This window comes from Virgibacillus ihumii (assembly GCF_902726655.1).
Classification (GTDB): Bacteria; Bacillota; Bacilli; order Bacillales; family Amphibacillaceae; genus Lentibacillus; species Lentibacillus ihumii.
Genome location: NZ_CACVAN010000001.1, coordinates 1,030,096 through 1,054,850, shown reverse-complemented (window position 1 = coordinate 1,054,850; position 24,755 = coordinate 1,030,096). Strand labels below are relative to the sequence as shown.

Below are 24,755 nucleotides of genomic sequence, written 5' to 3'. Positions count from 1 at the left end.
GTCGGAAATATGAAAGATGATTGATTTTATAGTATTATGAAGATAGCAGATAGAACAAATTCGCTGGAGGATATACATCATGGCTAACGAATACAAATCAGGGTTTGTTGCAATAGTAGGCAGACCAAATGTCGGAAAATCCACGTTTATGAACAGTGTAATCGGACAAAAAATTGCTATCATGAGTGATAAAGCCCAAACAACTCGAAATAAAATTCAGGGAGTACTGACCGAAGAGGATGCCCAGCTCATCTTTATTGATACGCCGGGAATTCATAAACCGAAGCATCGCCTGGGAGATTTTATGGTTAAAATTGCCGAAGATACGTTAAATGAGGTTGATGCAGTATTGTTTATGATAAATGCAGATGAAGGCTATGGAAGAGGAGATCAGTATATTCTGGATCGTCTCCAGCAGATCAAACGCCCGGTATTTCTGATTATCAACAAGATTGATTTAATCCATCCGGAAGAGGTCTTTGCGCTGATTGAACAATACAAGGATAAATACAATTTTGCGGAAATCATTCCGATCTCGGCGCTGCAAGGCAATAATGTCAATCACATGCTTGATGTTCTGAAAAAATATATTCCGGAAGGCCCGCAATATTATCCTGAAGATCAGATTACGGATCACCCGGAACGGTTTATTATAAGTGAACTGATTCGGGAGAAAGCGCTTCAACTAACAAGAGAAGAGGTTCCGCATTCGATTGCGGTGGTGATGGAAAATATTGAAAAACATGAATCGGATGCTGTTTATATTCAGGCGACGATTATTACGGAGCGTAAAACGCAAAAGGGAATCATCATCGGTAAACAAGGAAGCATGCTGAAAAATATTGGCAAGGATGCCCGGAAAGACATTGAGTCATTATTGGGTTCCAAAGTTTATCTGGATCTATGGGTGAAAGTTCAAAAGGATTGGCGGAACAGGCAGTCGCAACTCCGGGAACTTGGTTTTCGCAGTGATGAATATTAAACTTGGTAAATTTTAATACTAATTGTTTTGCAGGCAGTGGTAATTCTAAGGAATGAGTACTTTTTCAAATAAGCTAAAAGAAAGGCGGGGTTTCTTGTGATCGACTTTACCTGGAGATTATTTAGTCAGACAGGAAACATTGAAACCTATTTATTATTGAAAGAGTTAGAAGAAGGAAAACTGAAAGCCAATAATTCATTCAAACAACAGAATAATGAGCAAGTGTCATCGTTTGATACAAATATGTAAGTGAGCAGAAATCGGGGAAAAGGTGATACTGATTGCTGGAGAAAATGGAAGGTATCGTAATTAAAACACAGGATTACAGTGAAACGCATAAAATTGTGACGATTTTCACCAATAAATTGGGGAAAATCAGTGCAATCGCACGAGGTGCAAAAAAACCTAAAAGTAGAATGGCTGCCGTTACGCAGCCATTTATACTGGGGGAATTTTTTATTTATGTCAGCTCCGGATTGAGCACTATTCAACAGGGCGAAGTAATCCATTCGCATCGTTTCATTCGGGAGGATATTGTTAAAACTGCCTATACAGCGTATATTGCAGAGTTAACAGATAAATTGGTTGATCCGAAAAGCCCGGATATCTATTTGTATAATCAGTTGTGTCAGACATTGGACTGGATTACCGAACATGATAGTGCTAGTGTTCCGATTATGATGTATGAGCTGAAATTATTTGCAAAAGGTGGATTTGCGCCAATTGTTGACCGGTGTGCAAATTGTGGAGGGAGAGAGACACCTTTCGCATTTTCAGTCATCGAAGGCGGACTTTTGTGCAGGCGGTGCAGACATATTGACCAGGGGGCGGCAAGTATTTCCGATACGGTGGCCAAGTTACTGCGATTATTTGCAAGTGTTGGTCTGGAACGTGTTGGAACTATTTCAGTTAAGCCGGAAAATATTCAGTTGCTCCGTCAGTTGATTGATGCTTATTATGATCAATATGGTGGATACTTTTTAAAGTCAAAAAGATTTCTGAAGCAACTTGATAAACTTACCTGAGTAGCATCTGTTGACAATAGCGGTTGCAATGGGGTATGATTTTTACATAATTTTAACATGATAATACCCTGCGCAGAGGGAGAATAGTACGTAATGAATCCTGTTTTGAGCGAGTCTGGAATGGTGGAAGCCGGATAATAGGACATTAGGGATGGCACTCCGGAGCAGGATGTATAGAGTGGCTCTTGATTTATGGAGCAAATAGGGTGGAACCACGGATTAAAAACCCGTCCCTATGTCTTGGAAAAGGCATAGGGACGGGTTTTTAATGGCAAACAGGAAAGTATAAAACTCTACTGTTTCCATAAGTGCAACTAAGGTATTCGCTTAAAAGCTTGGCAATTGTCAAGTTTTCTAAATAATTATGATGGAGGTTACATTGATGACGATCCAGGAGATGATTTTAACACTTCAAAAGCATTGGTCGGACCAAAACTGTATTTTAATGCAGGCGTACGATGTGGAAAAGGGAGCAGGGACCATGTCACCGATGACACTGTTAAGAAGTCTGGGACCTGAGCCGTGGAATGCAGCATATGTTGAGCCGTCAAGACGCCCTGCTGACGGAAGGTATGGACAAAATCCCAACAGATTGTACCAGCATCACCAGTTTCAGGTCGTAATGAAACCTTCACCTGAAAATATTCAGGATTTGTATTTGGAGTCGCTTCAAGCACTAGGAATCAATCCGCTTGAACATGATATCCGCTTTGTGGAGGATAATTGGGAAAATCCAACACTTGGTGCTGCGGGATTAGGTTGGGAAGTATGGCTGGATGGCATGGAAATAACCCAGTTTACCTACTTCCAGCAAATCGGCGGTTTGGAAGCGAGCCCGGTCACAGTAGAGTTAACGTACGGAATCGAACGGCTGGCATCGTACATTCAGGATAAAGAGAATGTTTTCGATTTGGAATGGACGGAAGGTTTTACGGTGAAAGATATATTTCTGCAACCGGAATATGAACATTCTACTTACACGTTTAAGGAGTCGGATACCGATATGTTGTTCCAGTTATTTGCGATGTATGAAAAAGAAGCGAAAACTACGATGGAAAAGGGATTGGTTTTCCCGGCGTATGACTATGTACTTAAATGTTCGCATACATTTAACCTGCTGGATGCCAAAGGTGTTATTTCCGTAACCGAGCGAACCGGCTATATTTCAAGGATCCGCAACCTGGCACGCAGTATTGCCAAATCATATGTAGCAGAACGGGAAAGACTCAGATTCCCAATGCTTAAAAGGGAGGGAAAATAATGCATAAAGATGTTTTGCTGGAAATTGGACTTGAAGAGTTGCCATCACGGTTTGTTGATGATGCGGAAAAACAGTTGAAAAATAAAACGGAAACATGGCTGATCAATTCGCGCATAGATTACGCTTCCATTCAATCTTACTCAACGCCAAGAAGGCTTACCGTGCTCATCAAGGGAATTGCTGATGAACAGTCTTCACTCGAAGAGGAAGTAAAAGGCCCTTCATTAAAAATCGCCAAATCAGATGATGGAGAATGGACAAAGGCAGCCATTGGTTTTACGAAAGGACAAGGAAAAACGGTTGATGATATTTTCACAAAAGAACTGAATGGTGAGACATATATTTTTATTCGTAAAATAACCGAAGGGGGAAAGACAGCCGATCTGTTGACGCAACTGGATTCAATCATTGAATCCATTCAATTTCCAAAAAATATGCGCTGGTCTGATATAGAAATACGTTATGCACGACCAATTCGCTGGATTACTGCGCTATATGGGGATCAGGTTATTCCGTTGTCGGTGGCAGAAGTTGATTCAGATAAAATTACACACGGACACAGATTTTTGGGTAAAAAAAATACGATAGTAAATCCAAGCGAATATGAAACGCTCTTGCGCAATAATTATGTAATTGCAAGCCCGGAAGAACGTGAACAAATGATTTTGAATGGCATTAAAGAGGTTGAAAAAAGGGAAGGATTTACAGTTCCTGTTGATTCTGATCTGCTTGATGAAGTACGGAATCTGGTGGAATTTCCTACAGTATTTAAAGGGGCTTTTGATGAAACGTTTTTACAGCTTCCGTCGGATGTTCTGATAAAATCGATGAAAGAGCACCAGCGGTATTTCCCTGTGAAGTCCGCAGATGGCACGTTGCTTCCACACTTTATTGGTGTCCGTAATGGTGATAATCATGCAATTGAAACAGTTGCAAAAGGAAATGAAAAAGTGTTGCGAGCAAGGCTATCCGATGCAAAATTCTTTTTTGAAGAAGATCAGACAAACTCCATTGATTATTATCTGGAAAAATTGGAGCGTATTGTTTTTCAGGAAAGCCTTGGGACTATCGGCGATAAAGTTCGACGTGTGGTTACATTAACTAATCAGCTCATCAGCAAGCTTAATTTTGATGAAAGTGTCGGCAATCATGCAATCCGGGCAGCCCAAATCTGCAAGTTTGATTTACCTACCAATATGGTAAACGAGTTTACGGAACTGCAGGGAGTTATCGGGGAAACATATGCACTACATTTTGGTGAAGACAAAGTGGTGGCTAAAGCAGTTGCTGATCATTATTTGCCAGTCCATGCAGATGATGAACTACCGGGAACGGTTGAAAGTGCTGTAGTCAGCATTGCTGATAAATTAGATACGATTACCGGTTGTATCGCAGTTGGGCTTATACCAACAGGTTCGCAGGATCCGTATGGTCTCAGGCGGCAAGCAGCAGGTATCTTGAAAATACTGTTGCAGTATAAATGGAATATATCAGTTGAAGCATTATTGGATTTAGCGCAGGATATGTACCAGACTCTTCCAATCAAACAAAATGAAGCTTCTGCTGTACGTGCTGAGTTGGATCAGTTCTTTCAATTACGAACGACATATTTGCTTAGGGATATTTCTGTTGAACAGGATGTTATTCAAGCTGTTTTAGGTGAGGGAATTGGTGTTGTCACTTATTCATTTACCAAGGCACAGTTACTTTCCGAAAAACGAAACGACCCTTCCTTTAAACCGGTACAAGAGGCATTGGTGCGTACGTTAAACTTGACCAAAAAAACGGATCAAACTGAAATTGATTCATCGATGTTTATCACACCATCTGAACAGAAGTTATTCGAGGTTTTCACCGATGTTGCGAAAAGGTTCAAAGCTGCTGATCGTGAACAGCAGGCGGAAACCGCACTTATGATTCTTGGTGAACTGGCAGAGCCAATTGATGAATTCTTTGATCATAACATGGTAATGGCTGATGATGAGGCTATCCGCAATAACCGTTTGGGGCTGGTTAATTCAATTGCCGGTTTAATTCACGATTTTGCTGATTTGTCCACTATCGAGTGGAAACAGCAGTTTTAATAAGTAATAGTATAACTGAATTTTCTTTTTCACTCTTTTTAGTCTATAATATTATACAATAGTATGACATATTTATTCCATCGGGTGGTGAAAGAGTGGAATTATCGAATAGACAAGAGCAAATAATTGAAATTGTGAAAGCGAACGGTCCGATTACGGGCGAACATATCGCCGATCGGCTTGACTTAACAAGGGCAACATTGCGACCGGATCTGGCCATCCTGACCATGGCCGGATTTTTGGAAGCAAGGCCGAGAGTCGGTTATTTTTATACCGGGAAGACCGGGTCAGAGCTTCTGACTGAAAAAATTAAAAAATTTAAAGTGCATGAGTATCAGTCGGTACCCATTGTGGTCAAAGAGGATGCATCTGTTTACGATGCCATTTCCACGATGTTTTTGGAGGATGTAGGGACACTATTCGTTGTTGGCAACAATGCTGGTTTAACGGGAGTTTTGTCACGCAAGGATTTGCTCCGGGCGAGTATCGGTAATCAGGATTTAAACGCTATCCCGGTACATATAATCATGACAAGAATGCCCAATATTACAATTTGCTATAAAGATGATTTGATCATTGATGCGGCCAAACAGCTGATTAATAAACAGATTGATGGGCTGCCGGTTGTGAAAGAAAAAGACAACGGGCTGGAAATTGTCGGCAGGATTACGAAGACCACAATAACAAAAACGTTTGTCGAATTAATTATGGATGAGCATTTATAAGGGAGGCACTTTTGTATGGCTGTTAAATTAGTATATGTATTATCGGATTCTGTCGGGGAAACCGCCGAATTGGTTATTAAGGCTGGATTAAGCCAGTTTAATAATGGCGAATACAAAATCCAGCGGGTTCCCTATGTGGATGATAATAAGACAATTGATGATACGATTCAGCTTGCACAGGAAACGAATGGTATTCTCGGTTTCACATTGGTTGACCCTGCATTGCGCAAGTATGTGAATCAGAAAGCGGAAGAAAAGGATATCGAGGCAATCGATATTATGGGCCCAATGATGGATTCAATGGAGCGGGTTTTTGAGAATTCACCACGATTAAAACCAGGTCTTGTTCATAAATTGGATGAAGATTATTTTAAACGGGTGGAGGCAATCGAGTTCGCGGTTAAGTACGATGATGGCCGGGATCCGCGCGGTATTGCCAGGGCAGATATTATTTTAATCGGGGTGTCCAGAACATCAAAGACACCACTTTCCCAATACCTGGCACATAAACGCCTGAAAGTAGCGAACGTTCCGATTGTTCCGGAAGTGGATCCTCCTGAGGAACTTTATGAGGTGAATCCGGAGAAATGCATCGGGTTAAGAATAAGTGCTGCAAAGCTGAATGAGATACGCAGGGAACGATTAAAGGCTTTGGGACTGGGGGATCAGGCAACATATGCCAACATGGAACGGATTCACCAGGAATTGGAATTTTTCAATCACGTTGTCGAAAAAATCGGCTGCAAAGTTGTGGACGTTTCCAATAAGGCTGTAGAAGAAACAGCAAATCATATCTTGCATATGATCAGAAATTAAATGCTTATTTGTTTTTTGAACAACTGAAAAATATTCGCTGCTTTTCAGATCGTTTACAAAAAGATATCCGCGGTGTGTGTCAGCACTCTTTCCTGCAAAGAGTGCTGCTTCTATGAAAACACCTGCAACACGACGAGGACCAGGCATAAAGACTTTGTAAAAATCGCTTGAGCAGGATGTCACGCTTACGGGTGTGAGTTAAAGGCCTGCAATATCGGAATAAAAAGCCTTTTATGCAAAATGGTGGCATACATCATTGTTTTGTATTATAATACTTTTTTGTGTGAAATATCATACAGCTGTTTCAGGTATTCAGAATAATAAAACATTAATAAAAAGGAAGGATTCTGTCCATCCTTTGTAGAATTAATGATATAACTGACTGGAATATGCTATTTTCATGGGTTTATGATGGAAATTATGGTGGTACAATAATAAAAGTGAATAAATCAGGTGTTGAAAGTGTCATCCTTCTAAGTAAAAACATCATAGAAGGAAATTTTTTTCGACTTCCAAAAAAATATTGTCGAAATATGAAGGATATTCTTCTTGAGTATCGAATTATAATAAAGCATGGTGGTTAATGTGCTGAATCGTATATCTGAAGAACAAATTGAAGAAGTCCGAAAATCCAATGATATTGTTGATGTTGTTGGAGAATATGTACAATTAAAAAAGCAGGGAAGAAACTATTTCGGACTTTGCCCATTTCATGGAGAGAAATCACCATCTTTCTCAGTCACACAGGAAAAACAGATTTTTCATTGTTTTGGGTGCGGTAAAGGTGGAAATGTCCTTACATTTATTATGGAAATAGAGGATTTCACCTTTTATGAAGCGTTAAAATTACTGGCTGACCGAAGCGGGGTTAATCTGCCGGAAGGAGCTTTCAGCAATCAGACTTCTGTTTCAGAGGAAAACCAGAATGTTTTATCGGCATATGAATGGGTAACAAAGCTTTACCATCATTTATTACGCTTTACTAAGGATGGAAAAGAAGGTTATCAATACTTTAAAAACCGTGGTATTAGTGATGAAACAATTGGTGCATTTCAGTTGGGATTTGCCCCAAACGCCAGAAATTTTACATCTGAATTTCTTGAGAAGAAAGGCTTTCATCAGCAAATTTTAGCTAAATCCGGTCTTATTTCATTAAATCAGGATAATAGTGTATCTGACAGGTTCAGAGGGCGGGTTACCATTCCAATTAGAAACCATCTCGGTAAAACAATTGGTTTTGGAGCAAGGACAATCACCGGCCAGGAACCAAAATACTTAAACAGTTCGGAAAGTGAACTGTTTCAAAAAGGTAAAATTCTGTACAATTTTGATTTGGCTAAAAAGCATATCCGCAGACAAAATGAGGCAGTTTTGTTCGAAGGGTATATGGATGTGATATCTGCATATCAAGCAGGTGTTAAAAATGCAGTGGCAACAATGGGGACATCACTGACTGATTTTCAGGCGAAGCTGTTGAGACGCTATGTCGATACGGTAGTGCTCTGCTATGATGCTGATAGTGCAGGAACAGAGGCAACATATAAGGCCGCATTACTGCTTCGAAATGCAGGCTGTGTTGTCAAAGCAGCCAATTTACGTGAGAACATGGATCCTGACAGTTTTATCCAGGAATATGGCGGTGACGTTTTCCAGGAAGAAGTAATCCGATCAAGTAAAACGTTTATGAGTTTTTATATGCAGTATATAAAAAAAGATTATAACCTTCGCAATGAAGGGGACCGTATACAATATATAGAAGAGGTTCTGAAGCAGCTCGCAGTGATTGATAGTTCCGTTGAACGGGAATATTACATGAAAGAGCTTAGTAATGAGTACAATATCTCTATGGACACATTAACAGAGGAACTTCATGGTCATCGCCGGAAGTTGGGGATTCATAAGGATAAGAGAGAAGAGAACAGATATACTAATAGGGTGACAGGCTTTCGTCCCAAATTGCTGCCCGCTTATCAGAATGCGGAAAGGACACTGCTCGCACATATGTTGCAGGATGTATCGATTACGGATAAGGTGCAGCAGGAAATGGGCGCATCCTTTAATGTGGATGATCACAAGGTTATTGCCACGCATTTATACGCATTCTATGAGGGGAATCATCAAGCGGATGTCAGTATGTTTATTGAAGAACTGACAGACAGCGGATTAAAACAACTGGTAACAGAAATTGCCATGCTGCCGCTGACTGATAATATCAGCGATGGAGAAATTAATGATTATATACGGGTTATACGAAGAGAGCAGAGTAACATGACAGATATTAAAGCGCTGCGCGAACAGCAGAAACTGGCTGAACAGCAGAATGACCCGATTAAAGCCGCAAAAATTGCTATGCAAATTATTGAATTGCAAAAGCAGTTAAAGCATACAAATTGAATTTTAATAGCAGTTGAAAGGAGGGGGACTCATGGCCGAAAATAAGCCTTCACAGACGAAAGAAAATGAACATGAACTGACACTTGACCAGGCAAAGGATCAACTTCTTGATCTGGGTAAGAAGCGTGGCATGTTAGCTTATGAAGAAGTAGCTGACCGTTTGTCCAATTTTGAGCTTGAATCGGAACAAATGGATGAATTTTATGAGTACCTTACAGAGCAGGGTGTAGAAATTATCGGTGATTCAGAAGAGGATCCGAAAATGCAGCAAATTGCCAAGGAGGAAGAGTTTGACTTAACTGATTTAAGTGTTCCACTTGGAATTAAAATTAATGATCCTGTTCGCATGTATTTAAAGGAAATAGGCAGGGTGGATTTATTATCCGCTGCAGACGAAATTGATCTTGCACATCGAATTGAAGATGGTGAGGAAGAAGCAAAAAGACGCCTAGCTGAAGCGAATCTTCGTCTTGTGGTAAGTATAGCCAAACGCTATGTTGGACGAGGCATGTTATTCCTTGATTTGATTCAGGAAGGAAATATGGGTCTGATTAAAGCGGTGGAAAAATTTGATTACCGCAAAGGCTTTAAATTCAGTACGTATGCAACATGGTGGATTCGGCAGGCAATCACCCGCGCAATCGCGGATCAGGCCAGAACAATCCGGATTCCGGTGCATATGGTGGAAACGATTAATAAGCTGATTCGGGTACAACGCCAATTGCTGCAGGATTTGGGCCGTGAACCAACACCTGAAGAGATCGGTCAGGAAATGGAGTTGTCACCGGACAAAGTAAGAGATATTCTGAAAATTGCTCAAGAACCTGTGTCCCTGGAGACACCAATTGGTGAAGAAGATGATTCTCATCTTGGTGATTTTATCGAGGATCAGGAAGCAGTCTCTCCATCAGATCATGCGGCTTATGAATTGTTGAAAGAACAATTGGAGGATGTACTCGACACCCTCACGGATCGCGAGGAAAATGTTCTTCGTCTGCGGTTTGGACTTGATGACGGCCGGACACGGACTCTTGAAGAGGTTGGTAAGGTATTTGGTGTTACACGGGAGCGTATCCGTCAGATAGAAGCGAAAGCGCTGAGAAAATTGAGACACCCAAGTCGCAGTAAACGTCTGAAGGATTTTTTGGAATGATATTGCAGTGACACATGTTTAAATATACTGCAAATCTCAGTGAATCAAATACATCAGGCTGATTGTTCTGACTGTGTCATTAACTGTTTCCCTGATGTATATTGTTATTTTTCCTGGTCCCGGCATTGGAATAACCAAACCGTTTGACTTGATGACAGTACTGCAAACTGTAGTACTGTAGTTGTTTGTGGACTTTTCTAATCGTGCTTATCATGTATTATCAAAGAAAAGAATGGTTATTTCTAAAGTAACGGGTTACACTAATTTTATGAATGATAGTTGGTTTTATCAGCTTTATCCAGCTGCCGAGAAGACTGATGTATGGTTATCAGATTACAGTACTTGTTACGTTATAAAAAAATCCACATCTTATCCCTTTAAACTAAATTGTTTTTAAAGTAGAATAGGATTAGCTTTAAAAATAGAATAAAGGGATTACATAAGGAGGAAACAGAATGAAGAACAACCCGGTCATCCCGTATGCCATCATTGCTGTTGTAGGTATTTTTTTAGTAATTATTATCTCGGTTGTTGGCATTGACCAGCGTCAGGCAATTGAGGATGAGCATAAGAATGGCGGTGAAAAGCAGGAACAATCGTCGGGAGATTCCCAGGGTGGTGGAACAACATCAACCGATCCTGCTAAAATTTTTGAAAGCACTTGTGCAAGCTGTCATGGTGCGGATCTTTCCGGTGGTGCTGGGCCGGCACTTCAAAAAGTTGGTTCCAGATATTCCCAGGAAGAAATCAGGGAAATCATAAAAAATGGTTTTCCACCACAAATGCCTGCTGGGTTATTGCAGGGTGCAGAAGCAGATGCTGTTGCAAAATGGCTCTCACAGAAAAAATAACCTGAACTATTCTATAGAAGATATGATTTTGCTAAAAAGAGTGAGCTTACTGGTATCATGCAGCAAGCTTGCTCTTTTATGCTATTGAAGGAGAAGGGCATGAGGAGTATAGTAAAACTTTCAAATCGTTTAAAAATCGCAGCATCGTATATTAAAGACGGTGCTTTATTTGCGGATATCGGTTCTGATCATGCGTATTTGCCATGTTATGTATGCCAGCAGGATACGGAAGCAAAGGCGATAGCCGGAGAAGTCAGTGAAGGTCCGTACAATAGTGCCGTTGCTTCCGTTAGTTATCACAATTTGGCCGAACGAATTGATGTCCGACTTGGTGATGGCCTGGAAGTGTTGAAAAATAATGAGGCAGATCACCTGGTGATAGCCGGAATGGGTGGTACATTGATAGCATCCATCCTTGAGAATGGAAAAGAGAAGCTGGGACGGACGAATCGTATTATTACTCAGCCAAATGTTGATGAACGCAGTGTTCGGAAATGGTTTTTGGCAAATAACTATCACATTGCCCATGAAGCCATTTTGGAAGAGAACGGGCACGTTTATGAAGTAATCGTTGCAGACAAAGGTGAAGATACGAATAATATGATGGGTGATGGCCTGGAGAAACAGTTGCTGTTTGGTCCGTTTTTAATGAACACAAAATCAGCCTTTTTTCGTCAAAAATGGGAGAAACAAATGGAAAAGCGTTCGCGGGTGATTTCGCAATTGAGGAAGGCCAAGATTCCAGATCAGGAAAAGATGGAGAAAATCAGTACTGAAATAAAGTGGATTGAGGAGGTTTTGCATGACGATAAAAAGCAGTGAAATATTTGATGTCATGGAAGAATGGGCACCAGGATTTTTGGCTTATGATTGGGACAATATTGGACTTCAGACGGGTTCTTATCAAAAACAAGTGAAAAAGGTAATGATTACATTGGATGTTCTGGAATCAGTTGTGGATGAAGCAATTGAGCGGGATATTGACTTAATTATAGCCCATCATCCGCTCCTGTTTAAATCTTTGAAGAAATTGGATATTGATGATACAAAGGGGCGTATTCTGCAAAAGCTGATCCAACATGATATTACCGTTTATGCCGCACATACGAATCTGGATGCGGCAGATGGCGGTGTGAATGATATGTTATGTGATTCATTAGGTATTACGGATCGTCGTATTTTGCTGCCAGAGTACACGGAGAAGCTTGTTAAAGTAGTCGTTTACGTTCCAAAAACGCACGCAAATGAAGTCAGGAATGCCATCAGTAAAAGTGGAGCAGGACACATTGGGAATTATAGTCATTGTACGTTTCAAACGGCAGGTCAGGGAACTTTTATGCCGCTGGAAGGGACAAACCCTTATATCGGTGCGGCAGATGAACTGGAGTTTGTCGAAGAAATGAAAATTGAATCTATCGTTCCCCGTACGAGGCTTGCTTCGGTTCTTAACGCTATCAACAACTCTCATCCATATGAGGAACCTGCTTACGATATTTACCCAATGGAAAACAAAGGAAACACACTTGGTATTGGCAGAATTGGTAAATTGGAGAAAGACATGAGTCTTCAATCATTTGGTGAACATATTAAAAAAGAGCTTGATATAAAAAAACTCCGGATCACCGGTGATTTGTCAAGGAAAATCCAAACAGCAGCCATATTAGGAGGGAGCGGGGAAAAATATTGGAAAAAAGCATTTGAAATGGGGGCAGATGTATATATTACCGGTGACATGACGTTTCATGCGGCACAAGACGCATGGCAGGCAGGGCTATCTGTCATAGATCCAGGCCATTACGCGGAAAAGGTTATGAAAAAAACAACAAAAGAATTTCTGGAACGCCATTTTCCGAAGACAGAACTGGAAATTACTGTATCCGAGGTGAATACAGATCCATTTCAATTTATTTAATTATACATTATAATAATGACGACTATTTCCAAGAAGGAGCACAATCATGGAGAATGAATTTAAAAGGTTCCGTTTTGATCCGGCTATTGAAAAGTCGATACAACAGCTTGGGTTTAAGAAGCCGACTGATATTCAGCAAAAGATTATTCCTGATATACTGAACGGTTCCAGTGTTGTTGGTCAATCGCACACCGGATCCGGTAAAACACATGCTTATTTGCTGCCGTTGTTTAACAATATTGATGAAAACAGACAGGAGGTACAGTCTGTTATCACTGTACCTACCCGGGAACTTGCCAAGCAAATACATGAGGAAGTAAAAAAAATGATTCGTTATGCGGACAAGGAAGATAATTGGAAAGTGAAATTGCTGGTAGGTGGTACTGATAAAAAGAAGATGACTGAAAAACTGTCACAAGGGGGGACCCCGCAAATTATTGTCGGAACTCCCGGACGGATTTTGGATATGGTTACAAATGATGTCATCTCAATATATAAGGCAAATTCGTTTGTGATTGATGAGGCAGATCTTATGCTTGATTTAGGATTTATTAATGATGTCGATCAGCTGCTTGTACGGGCACATAAAGATATTCAGCTTCTCGTATTTTCAGCGACCATTCCACAGCGTCTGGAACATTTTTTCAGAAAATATCTTGAAAATCCATTACATGTTAAAATTGATGATAAGCCTGTACCGGAAAAGATGGAGCAGAGACTGATTGCTCAAAAGCATCGGGATGAAGCAGATATTATCATCGAGATTTCAAAAGCAATTCATCCATATCTGGCGGTTATTTTCACCAATGGTAAAAATCTTGCTGATGACCTTGCGGCGTCGCTTCAGCAAAAAGGACTTGATGTTGGCCTGATTCACGGCGGATTAAAGCCGAGAGAGCGAAAGAGGGTGTTAAAAGATATACAGAACCTCCGTTATCAATATATTGTTGCAACTGATCTTGCTTCGAGAGGTATTGATATCAAGGGTGTGAGCCATGTTATCAATGCGCAGCTGCCCAAGGAGGAGGCTTTTTATATCCACCGAACGGGAAGGACTGCACGTGCAGGGCTGGAAGGAACTGCAATCAGTTTATACAATGATCAGGATGTGAAACTGATCAGCAAATTGGAACAAAATGGCTTTGAGTTCATTTATTGTGATGTCAAAAATGGACATTGGCAGGAATCTAAATCCTGGAATGAACGCGGCAAACGTACAAAATCCACCAATAATTTGGACCAGCAGGCATGGCAGCAGGTTAAACGGAAAAAGAAAGTAAAGCCGGGGTATAAGAAAAAAATGAAAAAAGAACAAGAACAAATAAAGAAACGAATTGCAAAAAAAGCAAAACCAAAAAGAAAATAAATGGGAGTGGAGAAAATGCTGAAAATTGGATCACACGTGTCGATGAGCGGGAAGAAAATGCTGTTGGGGTCAAGTGAAGAAGCTGTTTCTTATGGTTCGAATGCGTTTATGATTTATACAGGCGCGCCACAGAATACCAGAAGAAAGCCAATTGAAGATCTTAACATTGATGCAGGAAGAGAACATATGCAGCAAAACGGCATTGAGGATCTTGTTGTACATGCACCTTATATCATTAATATCGGCAATACCGTCAAAAAAGAAACTTTTGAACTTGGTGTTACGTTCCTTCGTAATGAAATTGACAGAACTGCAGCTCTCGGTGCAAAACAAATTGTGCTTCATCCAGGCGCACATGTTGGTGCAGGTGCAGACAAGGGAATTGAAAAAATTATCGAAGGATTAAATGAAGTACTTGAGAAGGAAAAGGATGTGCAGATTGCCTTGGAAACAATGGCTGGAAAGGGCACTGAAATCGGCAGATCTTTTGATGAATTGGCTAAAATTTTTGATGGTGTAAAACACAATGATAAATTATCGGTCTGCCTGGATACCTGCCATATTCATGACGCAGGTTATAATGTCGTTGAAGACTTTGATGGCGTATTAAATGAATTTGATAAAATAATCGGACTTGACCGTCTGAAGGTTGTCCACGTGAACGACAGTAAAAATGTGCAGGGAGCACAAAAGGACAGGCACGAAAATATCGGCTTTGGTCATATCGGATTTGATGCATTGCATTATGTAATCACACATCCGCAATTGAGCGAATTACCTAAGATTCTGGAAACGCCGTATGTTGGGGAAGATAAAAAGAATAAGAAACCGCCATATAAATTTGAAATTGAAATGATTAAAGATGGTAATTTTATCCCTGATTTAAAAAATAATATTGTAAAACAATAAATGCAGGAATAACGCCGTTATGGTGTTATTCCTTGCTTTTTTATCCAATCAAAATAAATACTCCAATCCGTGCTCCTGAATCATTTTTTCGAACAATCGCTGTGCTTTCTGTGCGGTGCTCTGATCCGTAATCTGTGTCAGGTCTTTATATAATTTTTTCCTTCCTGTTTCACTGAATGGATCAACTTTATTTTGTTTTAAATAGGATTCAATCTGTTTTGCTTGGTTGTAACTTATACTGAAACCATATTGTTTACTGTAGTGAAGCAGTTCTTTTGCTGATAATTGCTTTAGCTTATTCATAATAAGTTCTTTTATGAAATTTGTCATGTTCATGCTCCTTTACATGTATCGCTTAGTCAGTCTATGCAAAATCCCCATAATTTGTTTACAAAAATGTTCCATTCCATTAACTTACATTATTATTTTTCGGTTTACTCCATAAACTAAGCTTGCACCTCAAAAAAGGAAAGTGAGGTTTTAAATATGGATGAGTCCCGAGAAACACGTAACAATGATGCGAGGGAGTCCCAAAGAAACCGACTTGATGACCAGGATATTGCGGCAACAAATATGAATGGACGAGGAATAAATACCAGAGATCCACGAAGTACAAGGGATGAAGAATTTGCTGCAGAAATGACAGCCGACGATGTAACAAATGATGCCAATCATGATGAAGATGTAATCAGTGCATACGGCTGGATAGGTGCTGCATTATCTGTTATTTCATTCTTTGTTATGCCAATCATTCTTGGCGCTGCAGGGATAATTTTAGGTTTCATTTCGAGAAGCAAAGGTGCTGACACATTGGGTAATATTGCCATTATTGCCGGTGCAGCATCCATTATCATCACATTATTTGTGCTCCCATTTGTATAGGGAAGGGAGGCTGATTAGAAATTATAATCAGCCTCTTTTCTTTTGGCAGACAGGCCGTTGCCGAATACTTGGTGACAACCAGGTTTTCTAAAAATTACCGGCGCCCTTCTCATAAAACGGGAAGAAGTAATAGTTACCAGCTTTTATTTGTAATGGTTTTGCATCGGGATTTAATTCTTTGAAGTCAGCTACAATCTGCTTCACATCGAGGGTTTGCACAGATTCCTGGTTAATCTGTTCAACAATGGACAAGACTGTTTCACCTTCATGCACTTTTATGCGAACAGCTTGTGAATGTATTGTAGCTCTTGAAGTGATGTTATCCTCGGAAGAATGATTTAAATCTTTTTCAAGCGATCCCACGGTTAAATCTTTATGCATACTTATAATAAATAACAATACGAATATAAATAATCCGAATTTTATGAGTGGATTCATGATTTGTTGCCCCTTTTTTGAAACATTTACTTGTGTTTTAACGTACTATTACTGATAGGAAAAAGGAGGTTCACGTACATGGATGTATTCTCATTGGACTGGATTGGCTTTGTGATTACCGGTTTCGGCACACTTTTTTTAATCGGTGAGATGTTGGTTAATATGCGGGGGTTCTTTGGACTTATGGGGATAGCCTTCATCACCGTCTATTTTGCTGCATATCTCGAAACAGGCTCCTTTATCATTATGCTTATTGTTTATTTTATCGGATTATTACTTATTATTATTGATGGGAAGCTGGTTAATGACGGTACCCTGGCAACTTTAGGTCTGGCATGCATGCTGATTGCCGTAGCTGTTACGGCTCCGAACCTTAATGCCGGTCTTTATGCGGTCATCGGTGTTCTGGTTGGCGGAGGCTCTTCATTTTTCTTTTTGAAAGTGTTCAAACGACGGGATATGTGGACAAAAATAACCTTAATGGATAAGCTCACTTCAGAAAAAGGTTATAACAGTTTGAATAATGAGTATGCCGATTTACTGAATCAGGAAGGAGAGACGATGAATAACCTGCGTCCGGTTGGAACCATTCAGGTCAACAACAAATATTACAGCGCTGTCTCCAATGGGCAGTGGATACCCGAGAAAACTAAAATTAAAGTGGTTCAAGTGGATGGGACGCGCATTTTGGTTGAAAAAATTAATACGAAGGAAGCAGAGAAAAATACTCAATGACGTCATGTTTTTGAGTGTTTTTTTCTTTTTCTGCATTAAATGTATGGTGTTCGGGTACTAAATAATTATAGAAGTGTCGAGAAATGTAAATTTAATGTTAAATTTGTATCCTTATCCTTTACAAATAATCAATAATCCATTAATAATGGTGAAGGCATGATTATGAGTATTATTTAAATGAAAGGATGGAGTAACTTTTGGAAATCGATCTGCAGCAGTTAATATTTCAGTTTGTCGGTGGTTTGGGTATTTTCCTATTAGGTATAAAATTTATGGGGGACGGTTTACAGAAGTCAGCTGGTGATCGGTTGCGCAACATTCTCGATAAATTTACCAGTAATCCGTTTCTTGGTGTTTTAACCGGTGCGGTTGTTACAATCTTGATACAGAGCAGTTCGAGTACAACTGTATTAACGGTAGGCTTGGTAAACGCTGGCTTCCTGACACTTAGACAGGCAATTGGTATCATTATGGGTGCGAACATCGGTACAACCGTAACTGCATTTATAATTGGTATTGATTTAGAAACGTATGCATTACCGATTGTAGCTGTTGGGTGTTTCCTGATTTTCTTCTTTAAAAATCAGAAAGTCACAAACGTAGGACAAGCTATTTTCGGGTTTGGGGCACTTTTCTTAGGGTTGAAATTCATGGGTGAAGCAATGGCACCACTGGAAAATCTTGAATCTTTCCATGAATTAACGTTAAACATGAGTGAGAACCCGATTTTGGGAGTTGTGATTGGAACGTTATTTACAGTTGTCGTACAAAGTTCCAGTGCAACCATTGGAATCCTGCAGGGGTTATTTTCAGAGGGGCTTATTGAGTTAAAAGCAGCATTACCGGTATTATTTGGTGATAATATTGGTACAACCATTACTGCTGTACTGGCATCGATTGGTACAAGTGTAGCAGCAAAACGTGCAGCATTGGTTCACGTTACATTTAACCTGATTGGTACAACGATTTTCCTGACGTTATTAGGTTTGTTTACAAATTTCGTAATGTTCCTGCAATCGAGTCTGGATCTAAATCCGGAAATGACGATAGCTTTTGCTCATGGTAGTTTTAATCTAACTAATACAATCATTCAATTTCCATTTATTGCAGGTTTAGCATGGCTGGTTACAAAACTGATTCCTGGAGACGATACAATAGTTGAGTATAAGCCTCAACATCTGGATCCAATCTTTATTCAACAGTCATCAGCGCTGGCGTTGGATCAGGCAAAAGCCGAAGTTATCCGTATGGGTGAATATGCATACAACGGTCTCGAGGAAACAAATAAGTATCTTACAACGAAATCTCAGAAACATTCCGACATGGCTATGCAGATCGAAGGGGCATTAAACAACCTTGATAAGGAAATCACAAAATATCTGGTCAGTATTTCGTCGGAATCCATGTCTGAATTGGAAAGTGCACGACACACGGCATTGATGGACTCTGTACGGGATATTGAACGAATTGGTGACCATTTTGAAAACATTATTGAGTTGATCGATTATAAAATATCAAATAAAGTAAAACTGACTGAACAGGCGCAGGATGATTTAAATAATATGTTTGATTTGACTATTATGACAGTCAAACAATCCATCAAAGCACTTGAATCAGATGATCGGGAAGAAGCGCTTGCAGTTATTCAAAAAGAAGAAGAGATAGATAAAATGGAGCGCACGTACCGCAAGAAGCATATCATTCGCATGAATGAAGGGTTATGTAACGGGTCTGCAGGGATTGTCTTTGTAGATATGATCAGTAATCTTGAGCGAATTGGTGACCACGCAGTTAATATAGCTGAGGATGTACTGGGAGAATAAATAATTTGCAGTGAAAAAGAGGGGTGCTATTGCCTCTCTCTTTTTTTGTTGCGTGTGCGAATTGTGTTCACAATAAGGTGTCTGGGTCCTATCGCACGTGAAACAGGCAATTGAAAGACCCTGAAATTGTGTTTCAAATATTATTGAAAACCAAACATAATCATGCTATAGTATATAGTGTTGTTTAATTAAGCGGATAAGCGTTCGTGAACAAAAAAATGTAAAAGTTATTGACATAATCTGTCGTACATGGTAAATTATATTTCGTTGCTGATAAAAATCCTTTTCGTCACGAACAAAAGCTTATACATATTTTAGATTATTCCACAGTAGCTCAGCGGTAGAGCGATCGGCTGTTAACCGATTAGTCGCAGGTTCGATTCCTGCCTGTGGAGCCATATGGCGGTGTAGCTCAGCTGGCGAGAGCGTACGGTTCATACCCGTGAGGTCGGGGGTTCGATCCCCTCCGCCGCTACCATTTCAATTACATATAAACGGCGGTCGTGGCGAAGCGGTTAACGCACCGGATTGTGGCTCCGGCATACGTGGGTTCGATCCCCACCGGTCGCCCCATAAAATAGACTTGGACCCTTAGCTCAGCTGGTTAGAGCTATCGGCTCATAACCGATCGGTCGCAGGTTCGAATCCTGCAGGGTCCACCATTTTAATTCGGAGGTATACCCAAGTCTGGCTGAAGGGATCGGTCTTGAAAACCGACAGGCGGGTCAAACCGCGCGGGGGTTCGAATCCCTCTACCTCCTCCATACATATTTTAACGCGTTACAATCACATACCGCTCTGTAGCTTAGTCGGTAGAGCAAGCCGCCCGCTTCAACGAATAAGCTTCTAAGAGAAGGCCTGCGAGGAGTGCTGCGTCACTGAAAGAACCTGCAACACGACGAGCCAACCAAGCTCAGGATGTACTTAAATACGAATTAAACTACAATCACATACGGCTCTGTAGCTCAGTCGGTAGAGCAAGGGACTGAAAATCCCTGTGTCGGCGGTTCGATTCCGTCCGGAGCCATCCTTGAAACAAGCTAATCGCTTGTTTTTTTTATGCAATATGTTTCAGTTTTATAAATGTGGGAATATAACGATTATAGGGCTGATCATTACCAGCACTGTTATGAATGCAAATAATTTGCAAGTGCGGAATAGCTCTGATAGGCTTGCTTTAAAAGGTTGAATTTTCAATCCTTTAAAAACATATTTTTGTGGGAGGAATTAATAATGGCAAAATTTGAATTACCAGAACTACCTTATGCATACGATGCTTTAGAACCAACAATCGACAAAGAAACAATGAATATCCACCACACAAAGCATCATAATACTTATGTTACAAAGCTGAACGCCGCAGTAGAAGGAAATGCGGATCTTCAGAATAAATCAGTAGAAGATCTTGTAAGCAGCATTGATTCTGTACCTGAAAATATTCGTACTGCTGTTCGGAACAATGGCGGCGGACATGTTAACCATAGCCTATTCTGGAAAGTGATGTCACCAAATGGCGGCGGCGAGCCAACAGGCGAGCTTGCTGACAAAATTAATGGTAAATTCGGCAGCTTCGACAAGTTCAAAGAAGAATTTGAAACTGCTGCAAAAGGTCGTTTCGGTTCAGGCTGGGCTTGGCTTGTTGTAAACAACGGGGATGTGGAAGTAATCAGCACACCAAATCAGGATTCACCATTGATGGAAGGCAAAACGCCGGTTCTTGGTCTTGATGTTTGGGAGCATGCATATTACCTTAAGTATCAAAACAAGCGTCCTGATTATGTTGCTGCATTCTGGAACGTTGTTAACTGGGATGAAGTTGCAAAAAATTATGATGCTGCAAAATAATAATAATTAACAGTTAGCTGGGTGCGGATAACCAATATCCGCACCTTTTTAATGCACAAATATGTGTGCATATCTAATTGCTATTTGCTCAAACTAATAGCAGTTAAAGGGGAGCAATTGATATGCACAAGAGTATCCAGAATATAGCTGGCAAAGTCGAAATAGACAGGGATTTAATTTTCCTGCTGGTAATTGGCGGACTATACTCATTGGGTATATTTCTGTCCAACACATTTGTTAACATTTATTTATGGAAACAATCCGGTGATTACGTGACAATCGCAATGTACAATTTGGGAATATATCTGCTGCAGCCGATTACGTTTATTTTCGCCGGCAAAATTGCAAAAAAAGTAGACAGGGTGATTGTCCTGAGGTTAGGGGTAACCGTATTATCCCTGTTTTTTTTGAGTGTCCTTATTATAGCGGAGGATGCCTCCGTTTATAATTTTCTGCTTGGAAGTCTGTTAGGTATCGGTTATGGATTTTATTGGCTGGCATTTAACGTACTCACATTTGAAATAACCGAACCGGAGTCAAGAGATTTTTTCAATGGCTTTCTGGGAATACTTCAATCATTCGGTGGCATGATAGGTCCGTTGCTGGCAGGTACCATTATTTTAAAAATGCCTGCTACTATGGGATACACGACGATTTTCACGATTTCATTCGGGCTGTTTATCAGTGCTGTAATCTGCAGTTTTTTTCTGAAACGACGACCTGCAGAAGGGTTATTTCATTTCAAACGGGTACTTGCAGAGAAGGGGAATAATAAAAATTGGGGCAAAATTTTAAATGCCCACGTATTCCAAGGGCTGCGCGAAGGGATATTTTTATTTGTCATTGCGATTTGGGTGTATTTAACTACGAAAAGTGAGTTTGCCCTCGGTATGTTTAATTTATTTTTATCCGGCCTGTCACTTGTATTTTATTTTATTGTTACGAAGTGGATTAAACCATCCATGCGGAAAAAATCAATTTTATTCGGTGCTATCCTGCTGTACGTGTCCATTTTCATTATATTGTTCGACATTTCTTACTATAAGCTTATGATTTATGCAGCAATAATTGGTATTGCCTACCCGATTATTAATGTTCCGTATGTATCCATGACGTATGATGTAATCGGAAAGGCTTGGAAAGCAAAGGATTTTCGAATCGAATATATTGTGGTAAGGGAATTGTTTGTCAACATAGGGCGGGTTGTAGCGATTCTATCCTTCCTGATTGCCATTTATGTGTTTCCCGCTGAAAAAATTATTCCATTTTTGCTGATTATCTTCGGTGCGGGTCATCTTTTTATTTACTTATTTGTAAAGAATATCTCTCTGGGCAGTCCGCATAAAAAAGATTTTATGATAAAAGAGCAATTAACCGATGAAAAAGATCGGTAATCCTCTAGAATTTCCAGTATTTAATGCTATAATAGGAATACTTGGAAGGTTTTATATCTAGGGGGAGACAATGGTGCAACGAAAGACGAAAAAAAAGAAAACACAACTTCCTTTTCGTTTAAATATATTGTTTTTCATTGTCTTTCTGTTGTTCTCTGTTTTGGTTTTGCAGCTTGGAGTTGTGCAAATTTTGAACGGGGAAGAGTTTCAGGAAGAAATTGATAAAACAGTTAAAGAGAACACGGAAATACCGGTGCCGCGGGGAAGAATGTTCGATCGAAATCACAATTTAATCGTTGGTAATAAACCACTCTATTCGATCACATACACTCCTGCTAAAGGAGTTACAGCAGAGGATCGTCTTGAGGTGGCCGAGAAACTGTCACGTTTTATTTCCATGCCGAAAGAAAATGGGGAGTATGACGTTACCGAACGGAATAAAAAAGAATATTGGTATTTGAAACACACAGAGGAAGCAACAAGCCGACTTTCTGATAAAGAACTCGAAAAAATGGATACAAGTGAAGAATACAATACAATTTTGGAACGTATTAAAAAAGATGAAATTGATGATTTTACCGAGAAACAGCTTGAAGTAATGGCGATCAAAAAAGAAATGGATCAGGCAATGACCCTGACACCACACGTTATCAAAAACGAAAATGTAACACCTGAGGAATTTGCCAAAGTATCCGAGCATCTGGATATGCTTGATGGAATAAATGCCACTACCGATTGGGATCGCTTTAAACCATATGGTAAAACGTTCAGCAATTTTATCGGATCCATTACATCCCAGTCGCAAGGTATTCTTGCCGAAAAAGAAGAATATTATCTGTCCCGCGGATACAAGCGAAATGACCGCGTCGGGCAAAGCGGTCTGGAGCAGCAGTATGAAAGTCTGTTGCGGGGCCGGAAAGAAAAAATCCAGTATACAACAAACAAAGATGGAAAAGTAATTGATTCTGAAGTGGTTGTGGAAGGTCAACGGGGCAAAGATCTTGTTCTGACAATTAATATGAAATTGCAGAAGAAAGTGAATAAAATACTGCGAGAAGAACTGAAGGCAGCAATTCAAAAACACCCATATAAGAATCGGTTTATGAATGATGCGCTTGCGGTTGTCATGAACCCGCAGACAGGTGAACTCCTGGCAGTGGCAGGTCAGCATTATAACCGGGAGAAAAATGAATTTGAAAATGCCGGGCTGAAAGCATTGTATGCAGCACATGAGCCAGGTTCTGCAATAAAGGGTGCTACAGTTCTTTCCGGTTATGAATCCGGAGTCATTGATATAGGTACTACGTTTTATGATGCACCAATTAAGATAGCCGGCACTCCGGAGAAAAGTTCGTATCGGAATCTTGGCTTGATAAATGATGTCAATGCCCTCAAACGTTCATCCAACGTATACATGTTTTATATTGCAATGCGGATGGGTGGGGACTTTAATTACGAGCGGAATGAAAGTTTGAGTTTTGATCCAGCTGCATTTCAGGAAATCCGAAATTATTTCAGTCAGTTCGGACTCGGTGTATCAACCGGGGTGGACTTTCCTTACGAATCGATTGGTTATGAAGGTCCGAATCCCAAGGCAGGTAATCTGCTTGACTTTGCGATTGGTCAGTATGATACATATACAACGCTGCAGCTTGCTCAGTATGTATCAACTATTGCCAACGATGGATATCGTGTCCGTCCGCATTTTTTAAAGTCGGTTCGGACTCCAATACCGCACGAGGAAGATTTAGGACCTGTTTATAAAAGTGTCAATACGCAGGTATTAAATAAGATTACCATGGACGATAGATATCTGGAGCGGGTGCAGGAAGGCTTCCGCAGAGTATATCAGGAAGTTGGCGGAACAGCATACTCCCACTTTGCAGGTAAATCATATAATCCAGCCGGTAAAACGGGTACCGCTGAGAGTGATGTTTACAAAGATGGTGAAAAGGTAATGGATGCAGAGAACCACACGCTTGTCGGATATGCACCATTTAACAAGCCTGAGGTGGCTTTTGCTGTTGTCGTTCCTCAAGCAGGTGTTGTGCTTAATCAGCATCCAACCAGTAAGAATATAGGAGAGCGTATTCTTGATTCTTACTTTGAATTGAAGGAAAAGAACCAATCTGAATAACTTTTGAAAAAAGTCTGAAACAT

General features: G+C 40.2%; 22 protein-coding genes and 6 tRNA genes. 26 read left to right on the top strand and 2 right to left on the bottom strand.

Annotated elements, in window-relative coordinates; genetic code table 11:
* Nucleotides 1-79: 79 nt before the first annotated feature.
* The 14 genes from era (at nucleotide 80) to HUX68_RS05225 (ending at nucleotide 15,478) form a co-directional block, all read left to right on the top strand.
* Complete coding sequence (gene era / locus HUX68_RS05290; protein ID WP_174613842.1) at nucleotides 80-982, top strand: GTPase Era; 903 nt, start codon at nucleotides 80-82, stop codon at nucleotides 980-982.
* A gap of 96 nt (nucleotides 983-1,078) precedes the next feature.
* Nucleotides 1,079-1,231, top strand: coding sequence for a YqzL family protein (locus HUX68_RS05285; RefSeq protein WP_174613841.1), 153 nt, complete (start codon nucleotides 1,079-1,081; stop codon nucleotides 1,229-1,231).
* Nucleotides 1,232-1,263: 32 nt separating this feature from the next.
* Entirely contained in the window at nucleotides 1,264-2,007 is a 744-nt protein-coding gene (gene recO, locus HUX68_RS05280) for a DNA repair protein RecO (RefSeq protein ID WP_174613840.1), read from the top strand.
* A gap of 382 nt (nucleotides 2,008-2,389) precedes the next feature.
* Nucleotides 2,390-3,268: a glycine--tRNA ligase subunit alpha gene (gene glyQ / locus HUX68_RS05275; protein WP_174613839.1), complete on the top strand. Its 879-nt coding sequence runs from the start codon at nucleotides 2,390-2,392 to the stop codon at nucleotides 3,266-3,268.
* On the top strand, nucleotides 3,268-5,352 hold the full coding sequence (glyS, locus tag HUX68_RS05270; RefSeq protein ID WP_174613838.1) for a glycine--tRNA ligase subunit beta: 2,085 nt from the start codon (nucleotides 3,268-3,270) through the stop codon (nucleotides 5,350-5,352). The genes glyQ and glyS overlap by 1 nt, the downstream gene beginning before the upstream one ends.
* A gap of 95 nt (nucleotides 5,353-5,447) precedes the next feature.
* Entirely contained in the window at nucleotides 5,448-6,077 is a 630-nt protein-coding gene (gene ccpN / locus HUX68_RS05265) for a transcriptional regulator CcpN (protein ID WP_174613837.1), read from the top strand.
* A 15-nt stretch (nucleotides 6,078-6,092) separates the two neighbouring features.
* Complete coding sequence (locus tag HUX68_RS05260) at nucleotides 6,093-6,893, top strand: pyruvate, water dikinase regulatory protein (RefSeq protein ID WP_174613836.1); 801 nt, start codon at nucleotides 6,093-6,095, stop codon at nucleotides 6,891-6,893.
* A 585-nt stretch (nucleotides 6,894-7,478) separates the two neighbouring features.
* Nucleotides 7,479-9,287, top strand: a complete 1,809-nt coding sequence (gene dnaG / locus HUX68_RS05255) for a DNA primase (RefSeq protein ID WP_174613835.1) — start codon at nucleotides 7,479-7,481, stop codon at nucleotides 9,285-9,287.
* A gap of 31 nt (nucleotides 9,288-9,318) precedes the next feature.
* The gene (rpoD, locus tag HUX68_RS05250; RefSeq protein ID WP_174613834.1) at nucleotides 9,319-10,440 is read left to right on the top strand and encodes an RNA polymerase sigma factor RpoD; all 1,122 of its coding nucleotides are present in this window, start codon (nucleotides 9,319-9,321) and stop codon (nucleotides 10,438-10,440) included.
* Nucleotides 10,441-10,895: 455 nt separating this feature from the next.
* Nucleotides 10,896-11,291, top strand: a complete 396-nt coding sequence (gene cccA, locus HUX68_RS05245) for a cytochrome c550 (RefSeq protein WP_174613833.1) — start codon at nucleotides 10,896-10,898, stop codon at nucleotides 11,289-11,291.
* Between the two features lie 99 nt (nucleotides 11,292-11,390).
* Nucleotides 11,391-12,113: a tRNA (adenine(22)-N(1))-methyltransferase gene (locus tag HUX68_RS05240; protein ID WP_174613832.1), complete on the top strand. Its 723-nt coding sequence runs from the start codon at nucleotides 11,391-11,393 to the stop codon at nucleotides 12,111-12,113.
* On the top strand, nucleotides 12,094-13,203 hold the full coding sequence (locus HUX68_RS05235) for a Nif3-like dinuclear metal center hexameric protein (protein ID WP_174613831.1): 1,110 nt from the start codon (nucleotides 12,094-12,096) through the stop codon (nucleotides 13,201-13,203). Before HUX68_RS05240 ends, HUX68_RS05235 begins: the two co-directional genes overlap by 20 nt.
* 46 nt (nucleotides 13,204-13,249) lie before the next feature.
* A complete protein-coding gene (locus HUX68_RS05230) occupies nucleotides 13,250-14,569 on the top strand; it encodes a DEAD/DEAH box helicase (protein ID WP_174613830.1) in 1,320 nt (439 codons plus the stop codon).
* A gap of 15 nt (nucleotides 14,570-14,584) precedes the next feature.
* Nucleotides 14,585-15,478: a deoxyribonuclease IV gene (locus HUX68_RS05225; protein WP_174613829.1), complete on the top strand. Its 894-nt coding sequence runs from the start codon at nucleotides 14,585-14,587 to the stop codon at nucleotides 15,476-15,478.
* Between the two features lie 48 nt (nucleotides 15,479-15,526).
* Here the strand turns inward: HUX68_RS05225 and HUX68_RS05220 are convergent, their stop codons facing one another.
* Nucleotides 15,527-15,808 (bottom strand): DUF2624 domain-containing protein, encoded by a 282-nt coding sequence (locus tag HUX68_RS05220; protein ID WP_174613828.1) that lies wholly within the window; start codon nucleotides 15,806-15,808, stop codon nucleotides 15,527-15,529.
* A gap of 156 nt (nucleotides 15,809-15,964) precedes the next feature.
* Here HUX68_RS05220 and HUX68_RS05215 point away from each other — a divergent pair, with 156 nt between their 5' ends.
* Nucleotides 15,965-16,360: a hypothetical protein gene (locus tag HUX68_RS05215; RefSeq protein WP_174613827.1), complete on the top strand. Its 396-nt coding sequence runs from the start codon at nucleotides 15,965-15,967 to the stop codon at nucleotides 16,358-16,360.
* 87 nt (nucleotides 16,361-16,447) lie between these two features.
* Here the strand turns inward: HUX68_RS05215 and HUX68_RS05210 are convergent, their stop codons facing one another.
* Nucleotides 16,448-16,798: a hypothetical protein gene (locus tag HUX68_RS05210; protein WP_174613826.1), complete on the bottom strand. Its 351-nt coding sequence runs from the start codon at nucleotides 16,796-16,798 to the stop codon at nucleotides 16,448-16,450.
* Nucleotides 16,799-16,876: 78 nt separating this feature from the next.
* On the opposite strand from HUX68_RS05210, the gene HUX68_RS05205 reads away from it, so the two are divergent.
* The 11 genes from HUX68_RS05205 (at nucleotide 16,877) to HUX68_RS05155 (ending at nucleotide 24,732) form a co-directional block, all read left to right on the top strand.
* Nucleotides 16,877-17,533, top strand: a complete 657-nt coding sequence (locus HUX68_RS05205; RefSeq protein ID WP_174613825.1) for an NfeD family protein — start codon at nucleotides 16,877-16,879, stop codon at nucleotides 17,531-17,533.
* 197 nt (nucleotides 17,534-17,730) lie between these two features.
* Entirely contained in the window at nucleotides 17,731-19,356 is a 1,626-nt protein-coding gene (locus HUX68_RS05200) for a Na/Pi cotransporter family protein (protein WP_174613824.1), read from the top strand.
* 323 nt (nucleotides 19,357-19,679) lie between these two features.
* Nucleotides 19,680-19,754: transfer RNA gene (locus tag HUX68_RS05195), tRNA-Asn, on the top strand.
* A 3-nt stretch (nucleotides 19,755-19,757) separates the two neighbouring features.
* Nucleotides 19,758-19,834, top strand: a tRNA-Met gene (locus tag HUX68_RS05190).
* A 19-nt stretch (nucleotides 19,835-19,853) separates the two neighbouring features.
* Nucleotides 19,854-19,929: transfer RNA gene (locus tag HUX68_RS05185), tRNA-His, on the top strand.
* Between the two features lie 12 nt (nucleotides 19,930-19,941).
* A tRNA-Ile gene (locus HUX68_RS05180) sits at nucleotides 19,942-20,018 on the top strand.
* A gap of 9 nt (nucleotides 20,019-20,027) precedes the next feature.
* Nucleotides 20,028-20,120, top strand: a tRNA-Ser gene (locus tag HUX68_RS05175).
* Nucleotides 20,121-20,310: 190 nt separating this feature from the next.
* Nucleotides 20,311-20,383 (top strand) — tRNA-Phe (locus HUX68_RS05170).
* Nucleotides 20,384-20,589: 206 nt separating this feature from the next.
* Nucleotides 20,590-21,201 (top strand): superoxide dismutase SodA, encoded by a 612-nt coding sequence (gene sodA, locus HUX68_RS05165; RefSeq protein WP_174613823.1) that lies wholly within the window; start codon nucleotides 20,590-20,592, stop codon nucleotides 21,199-21,201.
* A gap of 122 nt (nucleotides 21,202-21,323) precedes the next feature.
* Nucleotides 21,324-22,595, top strand: coding sequence for an MFS transporter (locus tag HUX68_RS05160; RefSeq protein WP_174613822.1), 1,272 nt, complete (start codon nucleotides 21,324-21,326; stop codon nucleotides 22,593-22,595).
* A gap of 70 nt (nucleotides 22,596-22,665) precedes the next feature.
* On the top strand, nucleotides 22,666-24,732 hold the full coding sequence (locus HUX68_RS05155; RefSeq protein ID WP_174613821.1) for a peptidoglycan D,D-transpeptidase FtsI family protein: 2,067 nt from the start codon (nucleotides 22,666-22,668) through the stop codon (nucleotides 24,730-24,732).
* Nucleotides 24,733-24,755: the final 23 nt, after the last annotated feature.

What these genes read in the sequence shown, in the direction of transcription:
- era (WP_174613842.1), top strand. Translation starts at nt 80, where the DNA reads ATGGCTAACGAATACAAATCAGGGTTTGTTGCAATAGTAGGCAGACCA.
- glyQ (WP_174613839.1), top strand. Translation starts at nt 2,390, where the DNA reads ATGACGATCCAGGAGATGATTTTAACACTTCAAAAGCATTGGTCGGAC.
- glyS (WP_174613838.1), top strand. Translation starts at nt 3,268, where the DNA reads ATGCATAAAGATGTTTTGCTGGAAATTGGACTTGAAGAGTTGCCATCA.
- HUX68_RS05260 (WP_174613836.1), top strand. Translation starts at nt 6,093, where the DNA reads ATGGCTGTTAAATTAGTATATGTATTATCGGATTCTGTCGGGGAAACC.
- rpoD (WP_174613834.1), top strand. Translation starts at nt 9,319, where the DNA reads ATGGCCGAAAATAAGCCTTCACAGACGAAAGAAAATGAACATGAACTG.
- cccA (WP_174613833.1), top strand. Translation starts at nt 10,896, where the DNA reads ATGAAGAACAACCCGGTCATCCCGTATGCCATCATTGCTGTTGTAGGT.
- HUX68_RS05240 (WP_174613832.1), top strand. Translation starts at nt 11,391, where the DNA reads ATGAGGAGTATAGTAAAACTTTCAAATCGTTTAAAAATCGCAGCATCG.
- HUX68_RS05235 (WP_174613831.1), top strand. Translation starts at nt 12,094, where the DNA reads ATGACGATAAAAAGCAGTGAAATATTTGATGTCATGGAAGAATGGGCA.
- HUX68_RS05230 (WP_174613830.1), top strand. Translation starts at nt 13,250, where the DNA reads ATGGAGAATGAATTTAAAAGGTTCCGTTTTGATCCGGCTATTGAAAAG.
- HUX68_RS05225 (WP_174613829.1), top strand. Translation starts at nt 14,585, where the DNA reads ATGCTGAAAATTGGATCACACGTGTCGATGAGCGGGAAGAAAATGCTG.
- HUX68_RS05220 (WP_174613828.1), bottom strand. Translation starts at nt 15,808, where the DNA reads ATGACAAATTTCATAAAAGAACTTATTATGAATAAGCTAAAGCAATTA.
- HUX68_RS05215 (WP_174613827.1), top strand. Translation starts at nt 15,965, where the DNA reads ATGGATGAGTCCCGAGAAACACGTAACAATGATGCGAGGGAGTCCCAA.
- HUX68_RS05210 (WP_174613826.1), bottom strand. Translation starts at nt 16,798, where the DNA reads ATGAATCCACTCATAAAATTCGGATTATTTATATTCGTATTGTTATTT.
- HUX68_RS05205 (WP_174613825.1), top strand. Translation starts at nt 16,877, where the DNA reads ATGGATGTATTCTCATTGGACTGGATTGGCTTTGTGATTACCGGTTTC.
- sodA (WP_174613823.1), top strand. Translation starts at nt 20,590, where the DNA reads ATGGCAAAATTTGAATTACCAGAACTACCTTATGCATACGATGCTTTA.
- HUX68_RS05160 (WP_174613822.1), top strand. Translation starts at nt 21,324, where the DNA reads ATGCACAAGAGTATCCAGAATATAGCTGGCAAAGTCGAAATAGACAGG.
- HUX68_RS05155 (WP_174613821.1), top strand. Translation starts at nt 22,666, where the DNA reads ATGGTGCAACGAAAGACGAAAAAAAAGAAAACACAACTTCCTTTTCGT.